The following is a 21229-nucleotide window of genomic DNA, read 5'->3' on the forward strand; positions in this document are numbered from 1 at the left end:
AGTGATGGGGGGCGTGCCGCTCAGCGGCCCGGCTGGTAAATCTGGTCGAACAGGCCACCCTGGGCGAAGTGCTTCTGCTGGGCCTTGTTCCAATCCCCTTCCAGCTCCTTGACGGTAAACAGGGTCAATTTCGGGAACTGGGCGGCCGTCTCCTTGAGGATCGCCGGATTGCTGGGGCGATAGTGATACTTGGCGATGATCCGTTGCCCTTCGTCTGAGTAGAGGTACTTCAGGTAGCCCTTGGCCACCGCCTCTGTGCCGTGCTTCCTGGCCACCTTGTCCACCACCGCCACCGGTGGCTCGGCCAGGATGGAGACCGACGGCACCACCAGCTCGAACTTGTCGCGGTTGCCGGCCTGGCCCAGCACCAGCAGGGCTTCGTTCTCCCACGCCAGCAACACGTCGCCAAGGCCCCGCTCGATAAAGCTGGTGGTTGCGCCACGGGCGCCGGAGTCCAGCACCTTCACATTTTTGAAGAGATTGCCGACGAACTGCCTGGCCCCCTCTTCACTGCCGCTCTGCTTCAGGGCATAGCCCCAGGCGGCCAGATAGTTCCAGCGCGCCCCGCCGGAAGTTTTGGGATTGGGGGTGACGATGGCTACATCCTTGCGCACCAGATCCCCCCAATCCTTGATCTGCTTGGGATTGCCTTTGCGCACCAGGAAGACGATGGTGGAGGTGTAGGGGGCGGCGTTGTTGGCCAGGCGGCTCTGCCAGTCGGCGGCGATCAGCCCCGTCTTGGCGATGGCATCAACGTCATAGGCCAGTGCCAGCGAGACGACGTCCGCTTCCAGTCCGTCCACCACGGCGCGGGCCTGCTTGCCGGAACCACCGTGGGACTGACTCACCACCACGTCGTCACCGGTTTTCGCCTTCCACTCTTTGGCGAAGGCGGCGTTGTACTCCTGAAACAGCTCGCGGGTCGGATCGTAGGAGACGTTGAGCAGGCGGATCTCGGCGGCCCCCGCCTGGAAGGCCAGCAGAGAGAAGATTGTCAGGGCGGTCGTTCGCAGTGTCATGGTGATGCTCCTTATCGTTGGGTTAAGGACAGCATGCCGCGAAGCAGTTATGCCAAGAAGAAAGAAATAACGCTTTGCTTATCTCTTTTACTCATATAAATCCCCCAAAGGGCGTCATTCGTGCACTCTGTGAGCCAGACCCCTCTGCCCGTCAGCCGGCTGTGCCATCATGGGAGCAAGGCAGACACAGGGCGAAAAGGAGGTCGTTATGTGGATCAATGCAGAACCGGTCAATGGCGCCCTGGTGTCGCTGGCCATCGGTCTTATCATCGGGCTGGAGCGCGGCTGGCAGGTGCGCCAGCTGGGGGACAACCAGCGCATCGCCGGGATGCGGACCTACGGCCTCATCGGCCTGCTCGGCGGGGTCTGTGCCCTGCTGCTGCCGACCCTTGGCCCCTGGCTGCCGCTGCTTGGCCTGCTGGCGGTGGTGATTGGCTGCGGCCTCTCGGTCTGGCTGGCCCAGCGCTGGCAGGGGGAGTTCGGCCTCACCAGCTCGGCAGCCATGCTGCTCACCTATCTGCTGGGCCTGATGTCGGTGCTGCTGAGCCCGAGCGAGGCGGTCGCCTGCGCCGTACTGGCGGCCCTGCTGATGGGGCTCAAGGGCAAGATCCAACAGGGCATGCTGTTTTTGAGCGAAACCGAATTTCACGCCACCCTGCGCTTTTTGCTCATCACCCTGGTACTGCTGCCGGTGCTGCCCAACGAGGAGATAGGGCCGCTCGATGCCTTCAACCCCTTCAAGATCTGGCTGATGGTGGTGATCATCGCGGGCATCTCGTTTTGCGGCCACTTCGCGGTGCGCCTGCTCGGTACCCGCGCCGGGCTGGTGCTCACCAGCATGCTGGCAGGGCTCGCCTCCTCCACCGCCCTCACCCTGCAGTTTGCCCGCCTCAACAAGGAGCAGGGCGGGCTGGAGCGGCTGCTGGCTACCGGCATACTGCTGGCGGGGGCCACCATGTGGCTGCGGTTGCTGGTGCTGGTGCTGCTGATCCACAACGAGCTGGCGATGCGCCTCGCCGCCCCCCTGCTGCTGCTGGCGGTCACCGTCTACGGCTTCGCGTTCTGGTTCTGGCGCCAGCGCGAGGAGCTGACCGACGGCCCGGTGCAGCCCCAGACCAGCAACCCGCTGGATCTCGCCACCGCCATCAAGTTCGGCCTGCTGCTGGCGCTCATCGGCTTCATGGCTACTTTCCTGCAGAGCAAGGTGGGCAACTCCGGGGTCTATCTGCTGGCACTGGTCTCGGGGATCACCGACGTGGACGCCATCACCCTCTCCCTCTCCCAGCTCTCCCACAAGGAGCTGGCGCTGGAGGTGGCAGCCCGCGGCATCCTGCTCGCCGGGCTGGTCAACTCACTGGTGAAGGGGCTGCTGGCACTCGGCATCGGCGGGCGCAGGCTGGGGCTGCGGGTGCTGCTCCCCTACTTCATCTCGGCCCTGCTGATCCTGCCGCTCATCTGGCCCGGCACCTGATCTTGCAGCAAGTGACAGCCTGACGCCCCAGCGCCGGTCACGTATACTGGCCTCTCTTGCATATTGTGGAGGTAAACATGGCAAGCGACTGGGACAAGGTTCTGGCGGGGGGCGCCCTCGATAGCCAGAGCCAGGAGATAGCGAACGACCGGATCCGTGGTCAGGCGCTGCTGGCCGAGCTCAACGCCTCTTCGGCCGGCGACGAGGCCCTGCGACAGCGATTGTGCCGCGAGCTGTTCGGTCACTGCCCCGACTCCTGCTGGATCAGCACTCCCTTCACCTGTGAATTCGGCCGCAATATCCACATCGGCGAAAAGACCTTCTTCAATTTCAACGTCACCATACTCGACGTGGGTGAAGTGCATATCGGCAGCCATGTGCTGCTGGCCCCCAACGTGCAGATCTACACCGCCACCCACACTATGAACTACCTGGAGCGGCGCAACTGGACCGCCTACAACAAGCCGGTACACATTGGCGATGACTGCTGGATCGGTGGCGGTGCCATCATCTGCCCCGGCGTCACCATAGGCCCCCGCTCCATCATAGGGGCCGGCGCCGTGGTGACCCGCGACATCCCGGCCGACTCGGTGGCCGTGGGCAACCCGGCCCGGGTGATCCGCACCCTCGAGCAGGACGAAGAGCGCTGCCGGGAGCTGGCCCAATGATGGCGCTGGCCCTGCTGCCACTCGGCTCGGCCCTGTGGCTCGGTCTCGACGGCCAACAGTGGTGGCCGCTGGCGGTGCTGCTGGTAATGAGTATGCTGACCGTGGCCGCCTACGCCTGGGACAAGCGCCAGGCGGTGCGCGGCGAGTGGCGCATTCCCGAATCCCGCCTCCATCTGCTGGAGCTGTGCGGTGGCTGGCCCGGTGCCCTGGTGGCCCGCCAGTGGCTGCGTCACAAGACCCAAAAGCGCAGCTACCGGCTGGTGTTCTGGTTTATCGTGCTGCTGCACATCACCCTGTGGGGGCTCTGGATCGGCAGACCGCTCTGGCAATAACGCATCTATTGCAACCGCCATCACAAAGGGAGTCTGCGCCCCGTTGCGACGGACTGGTGACTGTGAGAAAACGGGGTGATCCCATTCAGTGATCGCCGTTAATGACGACAAGGAGTCGTGACATGACCATGTGGACAGGCATAGTCCTGATCGTGTTTATCAGCGTGCTGTTTGGCTATCTCGGCAAGCGGGCCCGCTACCAGATGGGGGATGCCCGCATCACGGATCGCCTCGGCAAGCAGGATCAGGTCATCAGGGAGCTGCAAGAGCGGGTGGCCAACCTGGAGGCTATCGTCATCGAAGAGGAGAAGCGCCGCCCGTTCAAGGAGCTGTGAAACACTCTCCCCATCCGTCTCCCAAACACAGAGGGCTGCACCATGCAGCCCTCTGTCGTTTTAAGCCAGCGGTTTAGTCCGCTCAGACTGCCAGCGGCAACAGCTCGGCGTAATCCCGGATCGCCGGGAAAGCGGTGATCTGCTGTTCGGGTTGGCAGCTGTCCGGATTCTGGATGGCGAGCTGAAAACCGATACCGTAGTCGGCGGCGGCGCGCAGGATCCGCTCGCTGTCATCGACAAACAGGGTGCGGGCCGGGTCAAACGCCAGCCGCTGCGCCAGCGCCTGCCAGCAGTGCTGACTCTCCTTCGACCAGCCCAGCTCATGGGTGCTCACCAGCTGATCCAGATGTTCCCCCAATCCGAGCCGCGCATCCTTGACCGACAGGCTGGCCGGATGGGCGTTGGTAAACAGCACCAGCTTTTTGCCCGCCGCCCGCAGCGCGGCCAGAAAGGGGATGGCATGGGGCCGCCACTGGATCTTCTCCAGGGTCTCCTGCTTGAGGGCGCGAATATCCAGCCCCAGAGTCTGGCTCCAGTAATCGACACAGTACCAATTGAGAGTGCCGTTGACGGCGTGGTAGTGCGCGTCTATCCGCGCCCTGGCCTCGGCCAGCGGCAAGCCGTGCTGCTCGGCGTAGCGCTCGGGGACCAGCTGCTGCCACAAATGGTTGTCGAAATGCAGATCGATCAGGGTGCCATCCATATCGAGCAGAACGGTATCTATCTGGTGCCAGGGCAATCGGGTCGGCATGGGGTCTCCTGAAGCAAGCGTCATGAAAAAAACCGGGGGGCAGTATAACGATTTTTCCATCCCCTTTCGCGCCCTTGTCCCGTGGTGTTCGGGGTGGGAGTCGTTTACTCTTGAAGCACGATTTTTTAACGAGCAACCCGCGGTCGATGAGCAACCACCACAAGAACAAACCCGAACACATCCGTGTCGAGATCCTGGACCACGACAAACCCAAGCCGGAGATCCTCAAGGCCGAGCTGGTGGCCGAGAGTCGCCTGTTCAAGGTGGAGTCCCTGCACCTGAAATTCACCAATGGCGAAGAACGGATCTACGAGCGGATGCGCGGCGGCAACCGGGGTGCCGTCATGGTGGTGCCCCTGTTCGATGCCCACACCCTGCTGCTGGTGCGCGAATACGCGGCGGGCACCCACTCTTACGAGCTCGGCTTTCCCAAGGGGCTGATCGACCCAGGCGAAGACGCCCTGGAGGCGGGCAACCGCGAATTGATGGAGGAGGCTGGCTTTGGTGCCCGCACCCTGATCCCCCTCAAACAGGTGTCGCTGGCACCGGGCTACTTCTCCAGCCGGATGGAGATACTGCTGGCCCGGGATCTCTTCCCCGAGCAAAGGATCGGTGACGAGCCAGAACCCCTCGAGGTGATCCCCTGGCCGCTGAACCGGATCGACGATTTGCTGGCGCGCCCCGACTTTACCGAGTCGCGCAGCATCTGCGCCCTGCTGCTGGCCCGCAAGTGGCTGGCGGAGCAGGAAAACTAGCCCGCTCGCGGGCATCGGCAATAAAGACAGAGGATAACGAAATGCAGGAGTTGTTGGCCTGGGTGCCAGGGGTCAAGGAGATCGCCCGCGAAGCGGGGCGGATCCTTCACGAAATCTATCACGGCGGTCAGTTCGAGCGTCAGCTGAAGGAGGATGCGACCCCGGTCACCAGTGCCGACCTTGCTGCCGATGCCTACCTCAAACAGGCGCTGTCGGCGCTCACTCCCCACGTGCCTGTGCTGACCGAGGAGGCCGCCGACATCCCCTTCAGCCTGAGATCCAACTGGCGGCAATACTGGCTGGTGGATCCCCTCGACGGCACCGGCGAGTTCATCGCCGGTAGCGGCGACTTCGCCACCCTGATCGCCCTGGTACGGGATAATGTGCCCGTGCTCGGCGTCATCTATGCCCCCGAGTCCGACGTACTCTACTGGGCGGTACGCGGCCATGGCGCCTTCAAGGAGGTGGATGGCGAAGTACATCCCATCAGCGCCATGCACCACGAGCACAATCAGCCCGACTCGCTGGTGGTGGCCATCAGCCGTCGCCAGAAACTGGAAAACCTGACCCGTCGCCTCAACCCGGCCATCAACTACGAGTTGATCCCGCTCGGCTCCAGCTCCCTCAAATCCTGCCTGGTGGCGGAGGGGGCGGCCGATTGCTACGTGCGGCTCGGTCCCACCGGCGAGTGGGATACTGCTGCTGCCCAGTGCATCGTCGAGGCGGCCGGTGGCCGCATCCTCAGCCTGACGCTGCAACCGCTCAGTTACAACGAGACGGAGTCGCTGGAGAACCCTGACTTCATCGTGATGGGGGATCCGGATCTCGCCTGGAACAAGATCCTGGTTCAGCAGCCTGGTTGATATGTCATCGGACAGCGCAAAGAGGCGGCTACCAGGCTGCCTCTTTGCTTGGTGTGATCCGCTGGCTATATCGACAATGGGTAGGGATATCCTCTGGCAAATGGTGAGAATGATAGTGAATCATCACAACCGAATCCGGAGTATCGGCATGATTTTCATGTAATTCTGAAAACACTCAGTTAGCCGAGACAAAAAATTAATTATGAATGAAAATTAGGATTTATATCCTGATATTTTTTATATTTCCAGTTTTACTTAATTTCGCAAACCCGATTCTATTCCCAATTTCACTGGCTTTCGCCCATTATGGTAGTGATATGTTTCACCCCGGATTTTTGAGAATTAAATCCCGATAAACCACAATAAGCTCAGATTAAAACACTAACAAAAAGTGAATTATCAATGAGTTTATCTACAGAGGCATCCCGGGAGCTCTCCGGTTCCCAATCCACCCTTGCCACCGCCAGCAGCTGGCGCCGTCACGATACCCACTGGGTCATCAGCCTGTTTGGTACCGCCGTCGGTGCCGGCATCCTGTTTCTGCCCATCAACCTGGGTCTGGGCGGGATCTGGCCCCTCATCATAGTCGCCGTGCTGGCTGGCCCCATGACCTTCTTGGCCCACCGCGGGCTGGCGCGCTTCGTGCTGTCCTCTTCCCGCCCCCACGCCGATTTCACCGATGTGGCCGAGGAGCACTTCGGCAAGATGGCCGGCCGCCTCATCTCGACGCTCTACTTCCTCTCCATCTTCCCGATCCTGCTCATCTACGGCGTGGGACTGACCAACACGGTGGAGAGCTTTATGGTCAACCAGCTCGGCATGGCCTCCCCGGATCGGGTGATGCTCTCCGGCATGCTGGTGTTCGCCATGATCGCCGTGATGCTGGCGGGAGAGAAGGCGATGCTGCGAGCCTTCGCCTTCATGGTCTACCCGCTGGCGGCCATACTGGCGGCCCTCTCCTGCTATCTGATCCCCCAGTGGCAGTGGCCACAGATGAGCGCATTTGAGGGCGGCAGCTTCCTCAACACCGTCTGGCTGGCGCTGCCGGTGACCGTATTCGCCTTCAGTCATGCCGCCGCCATCTCGGGCTTTGCCAACGTGCAGCGCCGGGAATATGGCGAGCAGGCCGAGGCCAAGAGCGGCCAGATCCTGCGCAACACCACCATCATGCTGGTGGGCTTCGTACTCTTCTTCGTCTTCTCCTGCGTGCTGAGCCTCACTCCGGCCCAGCTGGCGCAGGCCAAGGCCCAGAATGTCTCCGTGCTCTCCTATCTCGCCAACATCACCGACAACCCGGTGATCGTGACCCTGGGGCCGCTCATCGCCTTCATCGCCATCAGCTCCTCCTTCCTCGGCCACTTCCTGGGAGCGCGAGAGAGCCTCAAGACCCTGATCGCCAAGCCCACCGGCCTGTCGCTGGCCAGGGCCGACAAGCTGGGCATCGCCCTGATGTTCTTCTCCATCTGGGGTGCGGCCGTGGTCAACCCGGGTATCCTCGGCCTGATGGAGACCCTCTCCGGCCCCGTCATCGCCATGATCCTCTTCATCATGCCGGTAGTGGCCATCTACAAGGTGAAGTCGCTGGCGCGCTTCCGTCACCCTTGGACCAACGGCTTCATCCTGCTGACCGGCTCCCTAGCGGTTTCTGCACTGCTCTTCAGCCTGCTGAAGTAACAAGATGCAAAGAGAAAGAGGCGACCCTGTGGTCGCCTCTTTTGTCTCTGTGTCGCACCGGTTTACCCCAGCCTGGCACCGTTCTCCACCGCCTGCTCCGGGATGGCCATCACCACGGCGCCATCCGCCCGGTAGAAACCGGTCAGCAGAAATTCGGACTGGAAGGGGCCAATCTGTTTGGTCGGGAAGTTCACCACGGCGATGATCTGACGGCCAACCAGCTCCTCTGGCTGGTAGAGATCCGTTATCTGGGCACTGCTCTTGCGCACGCCGAGCTCGGGACCAAAATCCGCCCACACCTTGTAGGCGGGCTTGCGCGCCTCGGGAAAGGGTTCGACCCGCACCAGGGTGCCCACCCGCAACTCCACCATCTCGAAATCCTGCCAGCTTATGGTCTGCATTCCGGCTCCTCGTCCCGCCAATGTCTCATGAGACTCATGCATGCCCCGAAATACCAGCCCTTGTCTTCGGCAAACGGCCGCTTCGTGACGGCTGTCGGTCACCGGGCAACGCAAGAGAAGAGAGCGCCGGTCAGGCGACAACAAGAGTGGCGGAGAGAACCAATGTGCGCGGGTAGCGGCGAAGGCGGCAATGGGGGATGGCAGATAGCAATGACGCGGCCATCAGCCGCGTCATTGAAAGGGGTTATTCCTTGTCGAAATCTTCGATTTCCTTGCCCAGCGCCTCCATGATCGCACGCGCTTCGGCAGGCACGCTGTCCGGATGATCCTTGCGAAGATCGTCGTCGCAGGGCAGCGGCTGACCGGTGAAGGCATGCAGGAAAGCTTCACAGAGCAGCTCGCTGTTGGTCGCATGACGCAGGTTGTTCACCTGACGGCGGGTGCGTTCATCGGTCAGTACTTTCAGCACCTTGAGCGGGATCGAGACGGTAATCTTCTTGACCTGTTCGCTCTTCTTACCGTGTTCCGCGTAGGGGCTGACGTAGTCGCCGTTCCACTCTGTTCCCATGACTCACCTGTTCTCATTTGGCCGTGAGCGCGGATTTTAACCCTTAAGGAAATCAATGGCAATCCAACGGCAAAGCCATTTAGACGTCTAGAGCTATTGACGGCTTTTTCTTGCTCGCGTAGTGTGAATCACCATAGGCCAGCAATGGCGGGATAACGCGTGACAGCAAGATGCCTGCGTTCGAAGAGACATCAAGGAGAGTGATATGACCCACAAGGCCACCCTGGCGGTACGCACCGGGATTGAGACAGACCAGCAGCACGGTGCCGTGGTGCCACCCATCTACCTCTCCAGCAACTACACCTTTGCCGACTTCGGCGAGCCTCGTCAATACGATTATGCCCGCTCCGGCAACCCAACCCGCACCAATCTGGCGGATGCGCTGGCGGCGCTGGAAGGGGGCGCCGGCGCCGTGGTCACCGGCACTGGCATGGGTGCCGTCCACCTGGTCACCACAGCCCTGCTCAAGGCAGGAGATCTGCTGATCGCCCCCTACGACTGTTACGGCGGTACCTGGCGCCTGTTCGAGTACCTGGCGGCCAAGGGTCACTACAAGGTGCTGTTCGTCGACCAAGGGGACGAGACGGCGCTGACCGAGGCGCTTTCGCAAAAACCGGCGCTGGTATGGATAGAGACCCCCTCCAATCCGCTGTTGCGGGTGGTGGACATCGCCGCCATTGCCAGGACTTCCCACGAAGCGGGCGCCAAGGTAGTGGTGGACAACACCTTCCTCTCTCCCCTGCTGCAACAGCCGCTGGCGCTGGGGGCAGATCTGGTGGTCCACTCCACCACCAAATACATCAACGGCCACTCGGACGTGGTGGGCGGCGTGGCAATTGCCAAGGAACAGGCCGTTGCCGAGTCGCTGGTGTGGTGGGCCAACTGTCTGGGTCTCACCTCCGGGGCGTTCGATTCCTACCTCACCCTGCGCGGCTTGCGCACCTTGGCTCCTCGCCTGCGCACCCACCAGGAGAACACGGATCGCATCCTCGCCTTCCTGCAGCAGCAACCCCTGGTCAAACGCATCTATCACCCCAGCCTGCCGAGCCATCCGGGCCACGAGATTGCGCGCCGTCAACAGTCGGGCTTTGGCGCCATGCTAAGTTTTGAACTCGATTGCAACGAAGCGGGCATTCGCGCCTTCCTCGCTGCCCTCACCCTCTTCTCGGTGGCGGAGTCACTCGGCGGGGTGGAGAGTCTGGTGGCCCATCCGGCCAGCATGACCCACAGGGCCATGACCCCGGCGGCGCAGCAAGCGGCAGGCATCAGCGCCCAACTGCTGCGCCTGTCGGTCGGTATTGAACACGGTGAAGACCTGGTGGCCGATCTGGCCCAGGCATTTGCACAGGCAGAACAGGCGGCGAAGTAATGGAACAGCAACAACAGCAAGGAGAGATCGCGGTGGCAACAGAAGCAGGATTGAAGCGGCGCCATGTGCACAAGTTTGGTGGCAGCAGCCTGGCAGATCCGGTCTGTTACCGCCGGGTCGCCAGCATTCTCGAACAACAAGCCGAGCAACAAGGGGGCGGGAGAGAGCTCGTCGTAGTCTCCGCCGCCGGCAAGACCACCAACCGGCTGATCCAGCTGGTGGAGCTGGCCGAGGCTGGCGACGAAGCCGCCGGTGAAGCCATCTCCGCCCTGCAAGCCTACCAGCAGAGCCTGATAGATGGCCTGCTGGAGGGGGAACTACAGCTCGAGCTGAGCAAACAGTTGGCCGACGATATGCAGCTGATCGCCAAAACTCTGGAAGGGCAGTTTGACCGCTTCGAGCGCAACGGCCTGCTCGCCTTTGGCGAGGTGTGGTCGGCGCGCCTGCTGGCGGCCCTGCTCACCAGCCGCGGCGACAAGGCCATCTGGCTCGATGCCCGCAGCTTCCTGCGTGCCGAGGATGGCGCCCTGGTCAAGGTGGATGCTTTGCTCTCCAGCGAACTGCTCAAGGCGCGGCTGGCCGAGCACGCTGGCCGCATCGTGGTGACCGGCTTTATCGCCGCCGACCTGGAGGGGCGTTCCCTGCTGCTCGGGCGCAACGGCTCCGACTACAGCGCGAGCCTGCTGGCCCAGCTGGCAGATGGTGAATCCACCACCATCTGGAGCGACGTGGCCGGGGTCTACAGCGCCGATCCGCGCCGGGTGAAGGAGGCGCGCCTGCTGGAGCGCCTGAGCCTGGCCGAGGCCAACGAGCTGGCCCGCCTCGGTTCCTCGGTGCTCCATTCGCGCACCCTGCAACCGGTGGCCGACAGCCGCCAGCGCCTCACCCTGCGCTGCAGCTACAACCCGGACGAGGGCTGTACCCATATCCTGCGCCGCGCCCCGCGCTCCGGCGGCGCCCGCATCGTCTCCTCGGTGGATCAGATCGCCCTCATCGAGCTCAAGGTGTTACCGCAGACCGACTTTGACCAGACAGTGGCAACCATCGAAGCCTACCTGGCCCGTCATCGCCTCAATCCGCTCACCCTGCAGCGCCAGCCGGATCGCCGGATCCTGCGTCTCGCCTACACCCTGGAGGTGGCGCAAGGGGCCTTCGAGCTGCTGCGCGACTTCCAGCTGCAGGGCAGCTTCACCGGCCTTATCCAAAAGGAGGGATTCAGCCTGGTGGCCCTGGTGGGCGCCGGTGTCACCGACAACGCCGAACAGTGTCACCGCTTCTACCAGCTGCTGGCGGATCAACCGCTGGAATTCGTGCAGGTGGCCAGGGACGGTCTGAGCCTGGTGGCTGTGCTGCGCCAGGTGGTGCTGGAGCCGCTGCTCATCGCCCTGCACAGCGCCCTGTTCAGCCGCCCGACCCGGGTCGGACTGGTGGTGTTCGGCAAGGGCAATATCGGCGGCCACTGGCTTGGCCTCTACGCCCGCGAGAAGGCGCACCTCGAACACGAGCTCAACCTGGCGCTGACCCTCTATGGAGTATTCGATTCCAGGGGAGGCCTGCTGGATGAGGAGGGGCTGGATCCGCTCAAGGTACAGGACAAGTTCGACCCCAAACCACTGATCTGGCCCGAGCTGCTCGGCCAGCTGGAGCAGCACGGCTTCGATGCGCTGATTGCGCTGGATATGACCGCCAGCGAGACGGTGAGCCGCTACTACCCCGATTTCGCCCAGCTCGGCATCCACATCATCGCCGCCAACAAGTTTGCCGGCGCGGCCGAGAGCGAGTTCTACCAGCGCATCAAGCAGACCTGCCGCGACCATCAGGTGCAGTGGCGCTACAACGCCACCGTGGGGGCCGGCCTGCCGATCCAGTCCAGCATCCAGATGCTGCGCCAGAGCGGCGATCGCATCCAGGGGGTTTCCGGTATCTTCTCCGGCACCCTCTCCTGGCTGTTCCAGCAGTATGATGGCAGCCGCCCCTTCTCCGAGCTGGTGGACGAGGCATGGCAGCACGGTCTGACCGAGCCGGATCCCCGCGAGGATCTCTCCGGTCAGGATGTGCGTAGAAAGCTTTTAATCCTGGCGCGGGAGGCAGGTTTCGAGCTCGACTCAGCCGACATCGAGCTGGAGAACCTGGTGCCCGTCGCCCTGCGCAAGGTCGGCACGGATCAGTTCATGGACAGGCTGAAAGAGCTGGACAGCCCGATCCAGAGCGCCTTCGAGGGTGCCAGGCGCCTTGGCAAAGTGCTGCGTTACGTGGCCCGCTTCGAGCATGACGGCAAGGCACGAGTTGGCCTCGAGAGCCTCGAACCCCACCATCCGTTTGCCAACCTGTTGCCCTGCGACAACGTGTTCGCCATCGAAAGCGACAGTTACCGCACCAACCCGCTGGTGATCCAGGGGCCGGGGGCGGGGCGCGAGGTGACAGCCGCCGCCATCCAGTACGATCTGTGGCAGATCTGCGCGGCGCTCTGAACCGATAGATGCAAGCCAGCCATGGCGCAATAAAAAAGCCCGAGTCGATGACTCGGGCTTTTTGCTGGCAGTCTGCTCCTTAAGAGAAGAAGGCCTGCAGCACGTAGAAGATGGCGATGGCCAGGATGGCGCCTGCCGGCAGGGTGATGACCCAGGAGACCACGATGTTGCGCAGTACGCCCAGGTTCAGCGCCGCGATACCGCGCGCCAGACCCACACCCATGACGGCACCCACCAGAGTCTGGGTAGTGGAGATGGGCAGACCGGTACCGGAGGCGATCACCACGGTCGCGGCGGTCGCCAGCTGGGCGGCAAAACCACGGCTCGGGGTCAGGTGAGTGATGCCGGTACCGACAGTCGCCATCACCTTCTCGCCCATGGTCGCCAGACCGATCACGATACCGATGCCGCCGAGCGGCAGGATCCACCAGGCGATGGAAGCCTGGCTGGCGATCTCGCCACCGGAAGCCACGATGGAAGCCACCGCAGACAAGGGACCGATGGCGTTGGCCACGTCGTTGGAGCCGTGGGCAAAGGCCATGGCACAGGCGGTGATCACCATCAGGATGCCGAATACCTTCTCCACGTTGGCGAAGTGCATCTTGCTGTCATCCTGCGGGTTGTATTTCTGGCCACGAATGTAGACCCAGCCCGCGATCGCTACCGCAATGGAGATGACCACTGAGAGCAGGACACCTTCCCCATTGGTCAGGTGCAGACCGACGTGGGTCAAGCCCTTCTTGATGGTCACCAGGCAGATCACCAGGGAGGTCAGGAACATGTAAAACGGCACATAGCGCTTGGCGTTGTTCAGGGGATCATCGGTGTTGAAGATAAGCTTCTGCACGCTGATGAACATGAAGTAGGCGATGACGCCGGAAAGGGCCGGAGTCACGACCCAGGAGCCGACGATGCCACCAAACTTGCTCCACTGTACCGCCTCCGGGCCAATGCTCACCACGGCGAAGCCGACGATGGCACCGATGATGGAGTGGGTGGTGGAGACGGGCCAGCCGAAGTAGGAGGCCAGGATCAGCCAGGCGCCCGCCGCCAGCAGGGAGGCGATCATGCCAAGCACCAGCAGATCCGGGCTATCGGCAAAGGCATTGCTGTCGATGATGCCGTTGCGGATGGTGGCGGTCACTTCACCACCGGCCAGATAGGCACCGGCAAATTCGAAGATCATGGCGATGATGATCGCCTGACGAATGGTCAGGGATTTGGTACCAACCGATGTCCCCATGGCATTGGCCACGTCGTTCGCACCAATGCCCCAGGCCATCAAGAAGCCGAACAAGGCCGCCACGAGCACCAGAGTGGTGCCGTAATTCGCGATAATGTCCATTAGTTGTGTTTACTCAGTCAGTGGATTACGAACGAGCCAGCATCAATTCCAGACGGGCGCCTACACGCTCGGCCTGATCTGCCAGGTCACCTACCCATTCGAGGATCTTGTAAAGGAACATCACATCGATCGGATTGTAGTTCTGCTCAACCGCTTGCAGCTGTTGGCGCAGACCGATCTGCATGGTGTCTGTATCGTCCTCGATCAGATCCAGCTGATGGATCATCTCGGCAACCATTTCAACTTCCCGTCCCTTGAAGCCGGTCTCGAGCAGCTCGTCGAGCTCCCCGATCGCTTTCTCGGCCTGAGCGGTCGCATCAATACAACGTTTGAGATAGGCCATGAAATCCGTCCGCATTTCGGCCGGGAATTCCATGCGACGACCAAGCATGCGGCCGGAGATGTCCTTGGCACGGTTGGCAATCTTGTCTTGCTGAGTCAACAGTTCCAGCAGGTCGGTACGTGCAACCGGCAGGAACAGGCCGCGCGGCAGTTTCAGACGGATTTCACGCTTGAGGATATCCGCCTCTTTTTCCAGCTGGGAGATCTGCTGCCGGATCTTCTCGGCATCTTCCCAACGGTCTTCGGCTACGGCGTCAAAGAAGGGAATGAGCTGCTCGCAGCACACGTGAACCTTGACGATATGCTTCTGCAGCGGCTTGATGGGGGACTTGGCAAAAAGCCCCAAAATAGTATTTACTGGCATGGCCAAACCTGTGTCGGTGAAAAAACACTCGATACGATTTTATGAGGCGCGCATGTTAACCGAACTGCGCCCTCAATAAAACCGCGAATTAATCTAGTTGTCTCGCGGGCATTATATCCTCGCGACCCGATTCCTGCCCCCCAAAGTTGCCTCCCAGCCTGGAATGACTATGCAAACTGAGATCGAGATAAAGTTTTTCGTCGCCAATGACGTCGCGCCCGCCTTATCCAACCTTATGAATTCATTGGATATTAAAGAGGCATCGCAGCAGCGCCTTGGCAACGTCTATTTCGATACCCCAGATCTGGCCCTGCGCCGCCTCGAGATGGGATTGCGGATCCGCCGCTGCGATGAATTTGCCGAACAAACCATCAAGTGCCGCGGCCAGGTCGTGGGTGGACTGCACGCCAGACCCGAATACAACACGCCCATCGACGGCGATCTGCCCACCCTCAACGCCTTTCCCGACGACATCTGGCCCACCCTGGCCGAGCGTGACCGTATCCAGCAGCAGCTGATTGCCCAATTCCGTACCGATTTCCTGCGCCGCCACTGGCTGATCGCCTTCGACGGGGCCGAGATCGAGCTGGCCTGGGATCAGGGGGAAATCGTCGGCAACCTGGGTAGCAGCCGGATCGACGAGCTGGAACTGGAATTGAAATCCGGCGACACGGCAGCGCTGTTTGCACTGGCCGGGCGTCTTGCCCGACTCGGCGGCGTGCGCCTCGGCGCCCAGTCCAAGGCACAGCGTGGCTATCAGCTGGCGGGGCTTGGCAAGCCGCTGGCACGGCAAGCTCTGACAGACGACAAAGCCATGAGTGACTCTGCCGCCATCGGCGAAGGGCTGCGCCACTGGCAACATCACGAGCAGCTCTGGCTGGAAAGCCGGGGAAATAACGAGGTGCAGCAGCAAGCCTTCACCGCCTTGTGTGAAGGCGTGGCCCTCATTGAGCGCCGCGCCACCGGCGTGACGGCACCATGGCAACCCCAACTCATAAGCCTTCAGGCGCACCTTGCCAGAGAGGAGCGGCAGAACGACCACTGGCCCGCCGAATTGTCAGCCCTCTTCCTTCATCCGGATTATGTGGCGCTGCAACTGGCCATTGCGGCCTGGTTACATCAAACAGCCCGCTGACTCTCTCTTGAGGCCCTGTAAACAAAACGGGTGAGCCAAGGCTCACCCGTTTTGTTCTGACTGTTTGCGATAACTTACAGCAGGTTCAGCTGCTGCATGGCACTGCGAATGCGCTCACGAGTGGCCTCAGAGAGCGGCATCACCGGCAAGCGGCACTCTTCGCTGCAAAAACCGAGCAGGGAGGCGGCGTACTTGGCACCGGCTGGGCTAGGCTCGGCGAACATGGCCTGATGAAGCGGGATCAGCCTGTCCTGCAGCTCGCGCGCTTCCTGCCACTTGCCGGCCAGCGCCAGATTCTGCACCTCGGCCACCAGCTTGGGCGCCACGTTGGCAGTTACCGAGATACAGCCCTGACCGCCACCTATGTTGTAGGCCACCGCGGTAGCATCTTCACCGGAGAGCCAGGCAAAAGGCTTTTTGATCAGCTGACGCTCGACCCATGGGCGGGCCAGATCGCCGGTCGCATCCTTAACCCCGGCGATGCGCGGCAGTTCGGCCAGGCGAGCCAGAGTCGCCGGTTGCACATCGACGATGGCGCGGGGCGGGATGTTATAGACGATGATGGGCTTGGCGGTGGCATCATGCACTGCCTTGAAGTGATGGTAGAGTCCCTCCTGATTGGGACGGTTGTAATAACCGGCCACATGCAGGGTCGCATCGGCCCCAACCCGCTCGGCATGGAGGGTGTACTCGATCGCTTCGACCGGATTGTTGGAACCGGCCCCGGCGATCACCGGAATGCGCCCCGCCACCTGCTTGACCACCAGCTCCACCACCCGGCAGTGCTCGTCGTGAGTCAGGGTCGGGCTCTCGCCTGTGGTCCCGACCGGCACTATGCCATGGGTACCCTGCTCGACATGCCACTCCACCAGACGCAGTAGCGCCTCTTCATCCAGCTTGCCCTGTCGAAACGGGGTAATCAGAGCAACGATTGAACCTTGAAACATGGGATCTCCTTCTCCTAAATGGCACGCATATGGCAATAAAAAACCCCGGTACGATGTGCGCAACCGGGGTTTGAATGTTCTCAGGGATGAGAGGTTACGCGCGAACGTCGGCAGGCCCGGATTTCAGGCTTTTTTTATGCTTTCGTTTCAACTCGTTGAACCGCATTTCATCATCTCTGGTCAAAAAATGGTGTCTGGGCATATTTCGGGAACACGGCAAAAATGTCAAGGCGAAACCGGCTATGTATAATGGCCGCCCAAAATTGCGTGGAGAGAACCGATGAGCAGCCCTGCTGGAGCCATCAGCCATAAAAATAGTGCCGTCAGCCAGATGCTGGAACGAAACCAAGCCCTCTTTGTCGGCAAGCGGCTGCTGGTATGCGGCGCCCTGGAGGATGACTATCCCCGCCAGCTGGCCACTCTGGCCGACTCCCTGACCGTCTTCACCACGGATTATTGCTACTACCGCAGCCAACAAAGCGCGCTCAAGGATGCCATCCTGTTCGACCACCAGCTGGGAGGCGCTCCCCGCTTCGATGCCCTGCTGCTGCTGATGCCCAAGGCCAAGGCCGAGGCCCAGTATCTGCTGGCCATGATGACACCGCTATTGGAAGCCGGTGCCGACCTGTTTCTCGCCGGCGAGAACCGCGGCGGCATCAATGGGGCCGACAAACTGCTGGCTCCCTATAGCGAGAAGCCGCTCAAGCGCGATTCGGCCCGTCGCTGTTCCCTCTATCACGGAGAGCTCAGCAAGCCGCTTGCCCCGTTCGAGCTGGATGCCTGGTTCAGCCGCTATGAGTGCAAGGCGGGTGACACCGAATTGACTGTGATGGCACTGCCTGGAGTATTCAGTGCGGACGGACTGGATCTGGGCAGCCAGATGCTGCTGGCGGCCCTGCCCCCCATAGGCGGCGAGCTGCTCGATTTTGGCTGTGGTGCGGGAGTGATAGGTTCGGTGCTGGCCAAGCGCAACCCGGAACTCTCAGTCACCATGGTAGACATCAATGCCCTGGCACTGGAGTCGAGCCGCCGCACCCTGGCCATCAACGGCCTGCAGGGCAAGGTGCATGCCTCCGATGTCTACTCCGACATCAGCGGCAAGTTTGATCGGATCGTCTCAAACCCCCCGTTTCATGCCGGGCTCAAGACCTTCTACGGTGCCACCGAGACGTTTCTCGCCAAGGCGCCGGAATATCTGCGCCCCCATGGCAGCCTGACCATAGTGGCCAACGCCTTCCTGCGATACCAGCCTATACTGGATTCGCACTTCAAGCAGACCGAAACAGTGCGTAGCGATGCCAAATTCAAGGTCTATCTGAGCAAAGTGTAAATAAGTGTAAGTCTTGTCCCGAAAGCGCTAGAGAGCGTCACACGGGATCTGATAAGGTACTTGAATGGAAACAAAAAACACCCCTTAAGGGGTGTTTTTTTGAAACGAATTGAAAACCTTTTCATCTTGTTTATTCAGGGAGAGACATACGATGGCCGGCATTTTGACCATGATCCTGGCTGGGGGCGAAGGAACCCGCCTGCAGCCCCTCACCACCACCCGCAGCAAGCCCGCTGTCCCGTTTGGCGGGAGTTACCGGCTGATCGACTTTGTCCTCAACAACTTCGTCAACGCCGATTTCCTGCGGATCTACGTCCTGACCCAGTTCAAGTCCCAATCCCTCTACCTGCACATGAAGAAAGGCTGGAACATCGTCGGTATCACCGACCGTTTCATCGACCCCATTCCAGCCCAGATGCGCATGGGCAAACGCTGGTACGACGGTACCGCTGATGCCATCTACCAGAACCTGGGGTTTATCGAGCGCGCCGAACCGGACCACGTCTGCATCTTCGGATCCGATCACATCTACAAGATGGATGTGAGCCAGATGGTGGCTTTCCACAAGCAGAAAGCCGCCGCCATGACGGTCGCCGCCCTGCGTATGCCCATTGAGGAGGCCAGCGCCTTCGGGGTGATCGAGGTGGATACCGAGGGGCGCATGATAGGTTTTCAGGAAAAGCCCAAGCATCCCAAACCCATTCCCGGCGATCCCACCCAGGCGCTGGTCTCCATGGGCAACTATATCTTCGAGACCGAGACCCTCTGCCGCGAGCTCAAACGGGATGCCACCGAGGAGAACTCCAGCCATGATTTTGGCAAGGACGTGATCCCCAGCCTTTACCCGCGTGCCCCCGTCTATGTCTACGACTACAGCACCAATCTCATCCCGGGCGAGAAGCCGGATGTCTACTGGCGTGACGTGGGGACCCTGGACTCCTACTGGCAGGCGCACATGGATCTGGTGGCTGACAATCCCCCCTTCTCCCTCTATAACCGCAAGTGGCCGCTGCATACCCACTATCCGGCCCTGCCGCCCGCCACCTTCATCGACAGCGAAGAGTGCAAGGTCAAGATCGCCAACTCACTGATCTCCGCTGGCTGCTTCATTCAGGGCAGCCAGATCCAGCGCTCCATCCTGGGATTTCGTTGCAACATAGGCCCCTGCAGCCATATCAGTGAATCCGTCCTGCTGGGGGATGTGAAGATAGGGGAAGGTTGCTCCATCCGGCGCGCCATCATCGACAAAAACGTTGAAATTGCACCCGGCACCGTTATCGGTGAAAATCTCGACCACGACAGAGAGCGATTCACCGTATCCGAAGGCGGTATCGTCGTGGTACCTAAGGGAGCAAGAGTTGGCTATTAACCCACTGAAAATCCTGTTTGTTGCCTCGGAAGTTGAGGGGCTGGTCAAGACCGGGGGCCTGGCCGATGTCGCCAGAGCCCTGCCTATGTACCTGGCCCAGAAGGGACATGATGTCCGGATCATGCTGCCCTTCTACAAGACCATAAAACGGCGGGATGAGGCCAGACTGCTGGCCTCCCGCTGGCTGCCAACCCATCCGGGTCTGCCGGATATCGGCTATCGTATCTATCAGATGGATCTGGACGGTGTCTGTGTCTATCTGCTCGACTGCCCGCAGTACTTCGATCGCCCCCAGCTCTACGCCGAAAACAATCAGGCCTATGGCGACAATGGCGAACGCTTTGCATTCTTGTCTGCGGCCGCCCTGCATGCCTGTGAGCAAATCGGTTTTGCCCCCGATATCGCCCACTGTAACGACTGGCACACAGGTCTGCTACCGCTGCTGCTGAAGACCCGGCATGCCCACAACCCCTTCTTCCAGCATACCCGCAGCGTGATCAGCATTCACAATGCGGCGTTTCAGGGAGGCTTTGGCCGCGAGCAGTTCTGGGCTATTCCCGAGATTGCCGATTACGAACGCCGCATCAACTACGACTATGGCCACGTCAACCTGCTCAAATGCGGGGTGCTCTACGCTGACAAGATCAATGCGGTCAGCCCCAACTATGCCCAGGAGCTGCTCACCCATCTGGGGGCCCACGGCATGGCCCACATCTTCCAGCAACGGGCGGCCGATCTGTGCGGCATCCTCAACGGCTGTGATTACAAGGATTGGGATCCCGAATTCGACGAGCTGTTGCCTGCTACATACAGCATCGACAATCTCGCCGGCAAAGGGATCTGCAAGCAGCGCCTGCAACAGGAGGTGGGCCTGCCCGTCTCGGACTTGCCCATCTATGGCATGGTGTGTCGCCTGACCGAGCAAAAGGGCGTGCCACTGCTGATCCCGGCACTGGAGAAGTTCCTCCACCATCAGGTACAGGTGGTGATCGTGGGTTCCGGCGATCCCGTGCTCGCAGCCCAGTTGCAGACCATGGCCCAACAGCATGCGGACAAGCTGGCCTTCATCAACGCCTATGACGACAGGCTGGCCCATCTGGTGGAAGCGGGTGCCGACTTCTTCCTGATGCCCTCCCTGTTCGAACCCTGCGGCCTCAACCAGATGTACAGCCTGGCCTATGGCACTCTGCCGCTGGTACGTGCAGTGGGTGGCCTGAAAGATACTGTGGTGGACTGGGATGCCAATCCCGAGCATGCCACTGGCTTTTGCTTCAACGATCCTACGGCGGCCATCCTGCTCGATACCATGCGCCGCAGCCTGCTCTACTTCCTGCAGGACAAGGAGCTCTTTGCCAAAGTGCAGCGCAACGCCATGAGCACTCGCTTCAACTGGGCCGACTCGGTGACCCAGTATGAACAGATGTACCAGAGTGCCCTTGGACGCCACTGAGCCATCGGCGTCGGCGAATTGCTGAAGTTTTGTCCCTTTGGCATGGCTTTGAGCGTCAACAGTGAAAAAAGTCCCCTCTGGCTGTTGACGCTCCCCCAAAACTCTATAGAATCCCCCTCCGCAGTGATGCGAAGGTGGCGGAATTGGTAGACGCGCTAGCTTCAGGTGTTAGTGTCCCACGGATGTGAGGGTTCGAGTCCCTCTCTTCGCACCATACTGCAACATGCTCTTATCAGGCGGCATGTAAATTCAGACTGATAACCCGATGTG

General features: G+C 61.0%; 20 protein-coding genes and 1 tRNA gene. 14 read left to right on the top strand and 7 right to left on the bottom strand.

The window, feature by feature from the left end; genetic code table 11:
* Positions 1-20: 20 nt before the first annotated feature.
* Positions 21-1019, bottom strand: a complete 999-nt coding sequence (locus tag BN1123_RS09845) for a sulfate ABC transporter substrate-binding protein (RefSeq protein WP_042026720.1) — start codon at positions 1017-1019, stop codon at positions 21-23.
* Positions 1020-1227: 208 nt separating this feature from the next.
* Between BN1123_RS09845 and BN1123_RS09850 the strand changes: the two genes are divergently transcribed.
* From BN1123_RS09850 to BN1123_RS09865, 4 genes are all read left to right on the top strand, one after another.
* Positions 1228-2490 (top strand): MgtC/SapB family protein, encoded by a 1263-nt coding sequence (locus BN1123_RS09850; protein WP_026458095.1) that lies wholly within the window; start codon positions 1228-1230, stop codon positions 2488-2490.
* Between the two features lie 77 nt (positions 2491-2567).
* Complete coding sequence (locus BN1123_RS09855) at positions 2568-3158, top strand: sugar O-acetyltransferase (protein ID WP_042026721.1); 591 nt, start codon at positions 2568-2570, stop codon at positions 3156-3158.
* Positions 3155-3490, top strand: coding sequence for a DUF1294 domain-containing protein (locus BN1123_RS09860; RefSeq protein WP_026458094.1), 336 nt, complete (start codon positions 3155-3157; stop codon positions 3488-3490). Before BN1123_RS09855 ends, BN1123_RS09860 begins: the two co-directional genes overlap by 4 nt.
* A 122-nt stretch (positions 3491-3612) precedes the next feature.
* A complete protein-coding gene (locus BN1123_RS09865; protein ID WP_026458093.1) occupies positions 3613-3825 on the top strand; it encodes a hypothetical protein in 213 nt (70 codons plus the stop codon).
* Positions 3826-3907: 82 nt separating this feature from the next.
* Here the strand turns inward: BN1123_RS09865 and yrfG are convergent, their stop codons facing one another.
* Positions 3908-4576, bottom strand: a complete 669-nt coding sequence (gene yrfG / locus BN1123_RS09870; protein ID WP_042026723.1) for a GMP/IMP nucleotidase — start codon at positions 4574-4576, stop codon at positions 3908-3910.
* Between the two features lie 146 nt (positions 4577-4722).
* On the opposite strand from yrfG, the gene nudE reads away from it, so the two are divergent.
* The 3 genes from nudE (at position 4723) to BN1123_RS09885 (ending at position 7868) form a co-directional block, all read left to right on the top strand.
* Positions 4723-5331, top strand: coding sequence for an ADP compounds hydrolase NudE (gene nudE / locus BN1123_RS09875; protein ID WP_026457221.1), 609 nt, complete (start codon positions 4723-4725; stop codon positions 5329-5331).
* Positions 5332-5372: 41 nt separating this feature from the next.
* Positions 5373-6194, top strand: coding sequence for a 3'(2'),5'-bisphosphate nucleotidase CysQ (gene cysQ / locus BN1123_RS09880; protein WP_042026725.1), 822 nt, complete (start codon positions 5373-5375; stop codon positions 6192-6194).
* A gap of 402 nt (positions 6195-6596) precedes the next feature.
* Positions 6597-7868, top strand: coding sequence for an aromatic amino acid transport family protein (locus tag BN1123_RS09885; RefSeq protein WP_042026726.1), 1272 nt, complete (start codon positions 6597-6599; stop codon positions 7866-7868).
* Positions 7869-7930: 62 nt separating this feature from the next.
* On the opposite strand, the gene BN1123_RS09890 is transcribed toward BN1123_RS09885, so the two are convergent.
* Both BN1123_RS09890 and metJ read right to left on the bottom strand, forming a co-directional pair.
* On the bottom strand, positions 7931-8269 hold the full coding sequence (locus tag BN1123_RS09890) for a tRNA-binding protein (protein WP_026457224.1): 339 nt from the start codon (positions 8267-8269) through the stop codon (positions 7931-7933).
* 244 nt (positions 8270-8513) lie between these two features.
* A complete protein-coding gene (gene metJ / locus BN1123_RS09895; protein WP_026457225.1) occupies positions 8514-8837 on the bottom strand; it encodes a met regulon transcriptional regulator MetJ in 324 nt (107 codons plus the stop codon).
* A 205-nt stretch (positions 8838-9042) separates the two neighbouring features.
* Here metJ and metB point away from each other — a divergent pair, with 205 nt between their 5' ends.
* Positions 9043-10206, top strand: a complete 1164-nt coding sequence (gene metB, locus BN1123_RS09900; RefSeq protein WP_042026728.1) for a cystathionine gamma-synthase — start codon at positions 9043-9045, stop codon at positions 10204-10206.
* Entirely contained in the window at positions 10206-12677 is a 2472-nt protein-coding gene (locus BN1123_RS09905; RefSeq protein WP_042026729.1) for a bifunctional aspartate kinase/homoserine dehydrogenase II, read from the top strand. Before metB ends, BN1123_RS09905 begins: the two co-directional genes overlap by 1 nt.
* A 79-nt stretch (positions 12678-12756) precedes the next feature.
* Here the strand turns inward: BN1123_RS09905 and BN1123_RS09910 are convergent, their stop codons facing one another.
* A complete protein-coding gene (locus BN1123_RS09910) occupies positions 12757-14022 on the bottom strand; it encodes an inorganic phosphate transporter (RefSeq protein WP_042026730.1) in 1266 nt (421 codons plus the stop codon).
* Positions 14023-14047: 25 nt separating this feature from the next.
* Positions 14048-14728, bottom strand: coding sequence for a TIGR00153 family protein (locus BN1123_RS09915; RefSeq protein ID WP_026458279.1), 681 nt, complete (start codon positions 14726-14728; stop codon positions 14048-14050).
* 169 nt (positions 14729-14897) lie between these two features.
* Between BN1123_RS09915 and BN1123_RS09920 the strand changes: the two genes are divergently transcribed.
* Complete coding sequence (locus tag BN1123_RS09920; RefSeq protein ID WP_042026732.1) at positions 14898-15863, top strand: CYTH domain-containing protein; 966 nt, start codon at positions 14898-14900, stop codon at positions 15861-15863.
* Between the two features lie 74 nt (positions 15864-15937).
* Here the strand turns inward: BN1123_RS09920 and dapA are convergent, their stop codons facing one another.
* Positions 15938-16810, bottom strand: a complete 873-nt coding sequence (dapA, locus tag BN1123_RS09925; RefSeq protein WP_042026733.1) for a 4-hydroxy-tetrahydrodipicolinate synthase — start codon at positions 16808-16810, stop codon at positions 15938-15940.
* Between the two features lie 301 nt (positions 16811-17111).
* On the opposite strand from dapA, the gene rsmC reads away from it, so the two are divergent.
* The 4 genes from rsmC (at position 17112) to BN1123_RS09945 (ending at position 21173) form a co-directional block, all read left to right on the top strand.
* Positions 17112-18140: a 16S rRNA (guanine(1207)-N(2))-methyltransferase RsmC gene (rsmC, locus tag BN1123_RS09930; RefSeq protein ID WP_412149596.1), complete on the top strand. Its 1029-nt coding sequence runs from the start codon at positions 17112-17114 to the stop codon at positions 18138-18140.
* A gap of 151 nt (positions 18141-18291) precedes the next feature.
* Positions 18292-19509, top strand: coding sequence for a glucose-1-phosphate adenylyltransferase (glgC, locus tag BN1123_RS09935; RefSeq protein WP_026457173.1), 1218 nt, complete (start codon positions 18292-18294; stop codon positions 19507-19509).
* Positions 19499-20959 (top strand): glycogen synthase GlgA, encoded by a 1461-nt coding sequence (gene glgA, locus BN1123_RS09940; protein ID WP_042026736.1) that lies wholly within the window; start codon positions 19499-19501, stop codon positions 20957-20959. Before glgC ends, glgA begins: the two co-directional genes overlap by 11 nt.
* 128 nt (positions 20960-21087) lie before the next feature.
* Positions 21088-21173 (top strand) — tRNA-Leu (locus tag BN1123_RS09945).
* Positions 21174-21229 lie beyond the last annotated feature (56 nt).

The sequence above is a fragment of the Aeromonas enteropelogenes genome (assembly GCF_000819845.1).
In the GTDB taxonomy this organism is placed as follows: domain Bacteria; phylum Pseudomonadota; class Gammaproteobacteria; order Enterobacterales; family Aeromonadaceae; genus Aeromonas; species Aeromonas enteropelogenes.

Excerpts from the sequence above, each read along its gene's own strand:
- nudE (WP_026457221.1), top strand. The coding sequence starts at position 4,723 with ATGAGCAACCACCACAAGAACAAACCCGAACACATCCGTGTCGAGATC.
- BN1123_RS09845 (WP_042026720.1), bottom strand. The coding sequence starts at position 1,019 with ATGACACTGCGAACGACCGCCCTGACAATCTTCTCTCTGCTGGCCTTC.
- BN1123_RS09885 (WP_042026726.1), top strand. The coding sequence starts at position 6,597 with ATGAGTTTATCTACAGAGGCATCCCGGGAGCTCTCCGGTTCCCAATCC.
- BN1123_RS09855 (WP_042026721.1), top strand. The coding sequence starts at position 2,568 with ATGGCAAGCGACTGGGACAAGGTTCTGGCGGGGGGCGCCCTCGATAGC.
- BN1123_RS09860 (WP_026458094.1), top strand. The coding sequence starts at position 3,155 with ATGATGGCGCTGGCCCTGCTGCCACTCGGCTCGGCCCTGTGGCTCGGT.
- BN1123_RS09905 (WP_042026729.1), top strand. The coding sequence starts at position 10,206 with ATGGAACAGCAACAACAGCAAGGAGAGATCGCGGTGGCAACAGAAGCA.
- metJ (WP_026457225.1), bottom strand. The coding sequence starts at position 8,837 with ATGGGAACAGAGTGGAACGGCGACTACGTCAGCCCCTACGCGGAACAC.
- BN1123_RS09865 (WP_026458093.1), top strand. The coding sequence starts at position 3,613 with ATGACCATGTGGACAGGCATAGTCCTGATCGTGTTTATCAGCGTGCTG.
- BN1123_RS09850 (WP_026458095.1), top strand. The coding sequence starts at position 1,228 with ATGTGGATCAATGCAGAACCGGTCAATGGCGCCCTGGTGTCGCTGGCC.
- BN1123_RS09910 (WP_042026730.1), bottom strand. The coding sequence starts at position 14,022 with ATGGACATTATCGCGAATTACGGCACCACTCTGGTGCTCGTGGCGGCC.
- metB (WP_042026728.1), top strand. The coding sequence starts at position 9,043 with ATGACCCACAAGGCCACCCTGGCGGTACGCACCGGGATTGAGACAGAC.
- BN1123_RS09890 (WP_026457224.1), bottom strand. The coding sequence starts at position 8,269 with ATGCAGACCATAAGCTGGCAGGATTTCGAGATGGTGGAGTTGCGGGTG.
- yrfG (WP_042026723.1), bottom strand. The coding sequence starts at position 4,576 with ATGCCGACCCGATTGCCCTGGCACCAGATAGATACCGTTCTGCTCGAT.
- cysQ (WP_042026725.1), top strand. The coding sequence starts at position 5,373 with ATGCAGGAGTTGTTGGCCTGGGTGCCAGGGGTCAAGGAGATCGCCCGC.
- BN1123_RS09920 (WP_042026732.1), top strand. The coding sequence starts at position 14,898 with ATGCAAACTGAGATCGAGATAAAGTTTTTCGTCGCCAATGACGTCGCG.
- dapA (WP_042026733.1), bottom strand. The coding sequence starts at position 16,810 with ATGTTTCAAGGTTCAATCGTTGCTCTGATTACCCCGTTTCGACAGGGC.
- BN1123_RS09915 (WP_026458279.1), bottom strand. The coding sequence starts at position 14,728 with ATGCCAGTAAATACTATTTTGGGGCTTTTTGCCAAGTCCCCCATCAAG.
- glgC (WP_026457173.1), top strand. The coding sequence starts at position 18,292 with ATGGCCGGCATTTTGACCATGATCCTGGCTGGGGGCGAAGGAACCCGC.